The sequence below is a fragment of the uncultured Tateyamaria sp. genome (assembly GCF_947504105.1).
Taxonomy (GTDB): domain Bacteria; phylum Pseudomonadota; class Alphaproteobacteria; order Rhodobacterales; family Rhodobacteraceae; genus Tateyamaria.
This window is the reverse complement of the sequence record NZ_CANNGP010000094.1, coordinates 1-4,824: the sequence shown is the minus strand read 5'-3', so window position 1 is coordinate 4,824 and position 4,824 is coordinate 1. Positions and strand designations below refer to the sequence as shown.

4 protein-coding genes are annotated in these 4,824 nt (G+C 57.5%); 1 reads left to right on the top strand and 3 read right to left on the bottom strand.

The features are described 5' to 3' along the window. Window positions 1–32: 32 nt before the first annotated feature. Window positions 33–635 carry a hypothetical protein gene (locus tag Q1A75_RS23280; protein WP_299592465.1) on the bottom strand — a complete coding sequence of 201 codons (603 nt, stop codon included), beginning with the start codon at window positions 633–635 and terminating at the stop codon, window positions 33–35. 178 nt (window positions 636–813) lie between these two features. After that, complete coding sequence (gene lepA / locus Q1A75_RS23275; protein WP_299592466.1) at window positions 814–2,610, bottom strand: translation elongation factor 4; 1,797 nt, start codon at window positions 2,608–2,610, stop codon at window positions 814–816. Between the two features lie 63 nt (window positions 2,611–2,673). Here lepA and Q1A75_RS23270 point away from each other — a divergent pair, with 63 nt between their 5' ends. Next, entirely contained in the window at window positions 2,674–4,062 is a 1,389-nt protein-coding gene (locus Q1A75_RS23270; protein ID WP_299641430.1) for a hypothetical protein, read from the top strand. 399 nt (window positions 4,063–4,461) lie between these two features. Here Q1A75_RS23270 and Q1A75_RS23265 read toward each other — a convergent pair whose 3' ends face one another. Then, window positions 4,462–4,587 (bottom strand): EcnA/B family entericidin, encoded by a 126-nt coding sequence (locus tag Q1A75_RS23265; RefSeq protein ID WP_299205730.1) that lies wholly within the window; start codon window positions 4,585–4,587, stop codon window positions 4,462–4,464. Window positions 4,588–4,824: the final 237 nt, after the last annotated feature.

The window sequence follows — 4,824 nt, the reverse complement described above, 5'->3', positions numbered from 1 at the left end:
GAATAGCAGCCTAAATGAACCCCTGATCCATCTTAAACCGGCTGCAAATTGGTCGAAAATCTAGGACCACCTCTATCAGCCTCTTTCTTTTCATCCAATCGCTCGAACTCAGCTTCGATTACATTCTCAATCTGCTTAGCTTCACGACTATTGAACGTGAAAGTGGCTCTTATCTCCCGCTTACCGTCTTCAAAAGTAGCCGCTTCCAAGGTGGAACTTGCATCGGGATCACGCGCTACAGACGCAACTGCTCCCGCCCATGTCTTAAGGTCGGTCTTTGATGCGTTCTCTGGGATGGTACCTTGAAGGAGTGCGCTGAACCTTTCTCTCCAACGGTCAACAGTTTCAACAGCAAGCAGCACTTTATCAGCTTCAGCAACGACCAAGGGGACAACGGAAGCTGCAATCGGTATCAAATCGGCAACGATTGAACCTTGCCGAATCTCTTTGATATAGATTTCCGCATCCTCATCAGAGAAATCTTCTGATGCCTTTACAGTCGATGAGTATTCTCTAGAGAGAGATGTAAATGCTGTAACAAAATCGGTAAGCTTAATTGGTTGCGAATTATCAATTGTAAGCGTCAGAACTACAGGCGTTTTTTCCATAGCTTCGTTATATGAGAGAATATTCATTTCACAAACCTAAAGCTGCCTAAGTGGTATTGTTCACTATTTGTTCTTAACATATTGTTTCGAATTATCACTCTTGCAAGTTTCGATCCTCTCGACGCTCAACCGGGTGCCGCTACGCGCATCGCTGCGCGATACGACTTTCGCGCACTGCCTTTCATTTCCGCCCGATATGGACGGCTTAGCCGTCCATCTTGAGGGCGGAAATGAAAGCTTCTTGCGGAATATCCACTTTCCCGAACTGCCGCATCTTCTTCTTACCGGCTTTCTGCTTGTCCAGCAGCTTCCGCTTCCGCGTCGCATCCCCGCCGTAGCACTTCGCCGTCACATCCTTGCGCATCGCTGACAGCGTCTCGCGCGCGATGACCTTGCCGCCGATCGCCGCCTGGATCGGGATTTTGAACATGTGGCGGGGGATCAGGTCTTTGAGCTTTTCGACCATCGCCCGCCCGCGCATCTCGGCCCGGTCGCGGTGGACCATGATCGACAGGGCGTCGACGGGTTCGTCATTCACGAGGATCGACATCTTGACCAGATTGTCCTCGCGATAGCCCGTCAGCTGGTAGTCGAAGGACGCATAGCCCTTGGTCACCGATTTCAGCCGGTCGTAGAAGTCGAACACCACCTCGTTCAGCGGCAGGTCATAGACGACCATGGCGCGGGAGCCGGCGTAGGTGAGGTCTTCTTGTATCCCGCGCCGGTCCTGACAGAGCTTCAGCACGTCGCCGAGGTAGTCGTCGGGCACGAGGATCGTGGCCTTGATCCGGGGTTCCTCCATGTGGTCGACGATGGACAGGTCGGGCATGTCGGCCGGGTTGTGCAGTTCCATCATCGTGCCGTCGCGCATGTGGACGTGGTAGATGACGGACGGCGCGGTGGTGATCAGTTCGATGCCGTATTCGCGTTCGATCCGGTCGCGGATCACTTCGAGGTGCAGGAGGCCGAGGAAACCGCAGCGGAAGCCGAAGCCGAGGGCGGCGGAGGTTTCCATTTCGAAGGAGAAGCTGGCGTCGTTGAGGGCGAGTTTGTCGATGGCGTCGCGGAGGTCTTCGAACTCGGCGCTATCGACTGGGAAGAGGCCGCAGAAGACAACCGGCTGGGCGGGTTTGAAGCCCGGCAGCGGGTCGACCTCTTTGCGCTCATGCGTGATCGTGTCGCCGACGCGCGTGTCGCGCACTTGCTTGATCGAGGCCGTGAGGAAGCCAATCTCGCCCGGGCCGAGGCTGTCCACCATCTCCATCTGCGGGCGGAAGACACCGACGCGGTCCACGTGGTGGACGGTTTTGTTGGACAGGAATTTAATCCTTTCGCCCTTCTTGAGCCGCCCGTCGATGACGCGGATCAGGACGATGACGCCGAGGTAGCTGTCGTACCAACTGTCGACCAGCATGGCCTTGAGGTCGGCATCGGGGTTGCCCTGGGGCGCGGGGAGTTCGGTGACGATGGCCTCCAGCGTCTCCATGATCCCCTCGCCCGTTTTGGCGGATACGGCGATGGCGCCGCTCGCGTCGATGCCGATGACGTCTTCGACCTGTTCGGCGACGCGGTCGATGTCACTGGCGGGCAGGTCGATTTTGTTGAAAACGGGGACAATTTCGTGGTCGGCATCGATGGCCTGGTAGACGTTAGCGAGCGTCTGCGCCTCGACCCCCTGGGTGCTGTCGACAACCAGAAGTGAGCCTTCGACAGCGCGCATGGAGCGGCTGACCTCGTAGGCGAAGTCTACGTGCCCGGGAGTGTCGATGAGGTTCAGGACATAGTGCTCGCCATCCTTGGCGGTATAGTCGATGCGGACGGTGTTGGCCTTGATCGTGATGCCCCGCTCGCGTTCGATATCCATGCTGTCGAGCAGCTGTTCCTTCATGTCCCGGTCGGCCACGGTGTTGGTGGACTGGATCAGCCGGTCGGCGAGGGTCGATTTCCCGTGGTCGATATGGGCGACGATGGAGAAATTGCGGATATGTGAGAGCGGTGTCATGGTTGGGATATGTAAGGGTTTTTGGGGTTGGTCAATGGGTGGCGTGTTGCAGGTGGGGTGATGATGGCAGATGTTGATTTTTCGGACATAGAAGCTGCGACGTCATGGTTTAAGACGCAAAGTCGCGAGAAACGTTGCGTCTTGGTCAGTCGAGCCGCCCTGAGGGTTGCCGGTTGCGTTGGACTATTTGAGGGAAGGTCAGGAGCACTGCGTACGCTTCTTACACTGCGCGCAGTCCTCACTACCTACGCATATTCCGTCACCCAATCGGCTGATGTTCAAAAACGGTTCAGCACCATCGCCCGATCTACGGCATTCGCAGCGGATTCCGCAATGCATGCGGTTCCATCCCCTGATCCAAATTTTGATATCTCTTTCTCACCGGAAGCATTAACGCACTCGGCCGCCAGCGAGGCAGCTCGTGCAGCCATTTCAGCTGTTGAAACCGCCACGTATGGCACTGTTGAGGACACCCATCTTTCAGCGGATTCAGCCGCGTTTAACGGGCGCTATTCAAATTCAGCAATCATAGCTATCTGTTACCGCGACCGCGTAAAATCAAAGGGAGTTGTACCGAAAGCAGCTGGATACTTGGCGATTCAAATCGACAGTAAATTCGCCGCTGATCATTTGGTCGCTTTGCCTTTGTGGAGTGGCGGCAATGTGCCCGAACCCCTATTCCTCGCGCACGGGCAGTTTATGCAGAGCCTTTACGGCCACCCGGATTGGGCGTTTTGGGCAAATTGGTATCGCGGCATGTGGGATGGCACTTTCCGCAATTGGGAGCTGGCAACCGAAGTTGCGCTGCTTCCGGACGAGGTTTGGGATGGTAAGGACGCTGTGGCAAATGTGGCGGCGGCGATCCGGGAGATTGAAGCCAAGCGTGAAGAAGCGTTTGATCGTCCTGACAACGTACCCGAGCTACAAAGACAAAAGCTCTTAGAGCATGTTCGACGCCTGCTCGCAGCGCCGGACATGGCTGCCTTGGCCGCAGAGGGCGCTGCGGACACGCTTGAGCGTGCAATTGCGCAGTATCTCAAGGAGGCTCCGGCGAACTGTTTGCCGGATGCGTTGGAGCATCTGCAAGATGTGCCGCAGCTGTTTCGCTGGATCGCGACCACGGTGAAGAGCGCCGAGCAGGCGGACGCCAAGGAAACGAAATTGGCGAAGGATATCAAGGCCCTGAATGCGAAGATTGCGCGGTTGGAAGCGGATTTGCGTGATGCCCGCGCGAAGACGGTTCATGGGTTGTTCACGCAAAGTGCGCTGAAGGCAGCCGGTACGGCATTTGGCGCTGGCCTTGTTGGGTCGCTGGGTTTGGCCGTGAGCCATTTCTTTGGAGAATGGCCAAGTGATTTGACACTGGAGAATTTCCGGGGGTGGACTTCGGATTTGGGTGCGGCGGAGCCGAAGCCCGAGGCAGCGACGTTGCCGCCGAGTTATGAGGCTTAGAAAAGCGTTTCGTCGGTATTGAGGTGTGGTTTGGCGGGGTGGAACCCCGCCCTACGGTATTGGTGGTTGGATACGCCTGACCAAAGGCAGGCCCTGGGCTGTCGATCCAACCTTTGTGCTGCAGCACTTTATGGCCGCCAAGTGCATCTTCCGATTCACCGAAGCACCAAGACCGGCCAAATCGACAGGCCGTGGGAGGGCCTGCCGATGCGCGGCGGCCTTTGGCCTTGATTCCGCGCTGTGGTGCTTTGTGGACATGTCGCGGGCGGTGTTTGGTCGGGCTTGGCGGGCTGAAGCCCGCCCTACGGTGTTGCACGAGAAGCTGTGCTTCCCCCTTTCGTGCATCGGCTGCGCCGATACCCTGCCGGGGTGACGCGCGCGGCCCGCAGGGCCGCACGCTTAAATCGCCCGGTCCACGGCGTCCGCTGCGCGCGTGATATCGCGCCCGACGCCTTTGGCGGTTTCACAGGCTGCGAGTGCAGTGGCGGCAACGACTGCCAACAGGATCAAACGGGTGCGGTTCATTCTGCTCTCCGATCTTTTGCAATTCACATAAACAGACGGGCCTGTCTGGTCAAATCAACTGCATGCGCATCGGCGGGTTTTTCCTTAAAAGGCTTGGGAATTGGCGCGACCCAGGGCCGGGATGTGCTGCGGACCGAAAAAGGGCAAGGGGTGGACGCCAGCCCTCTCGTGCATCGGCTCGCGCCGATACCCTGCCGGGCGACGCGCGCGGCCCAAGGCCGCGATATGCTAACGGAT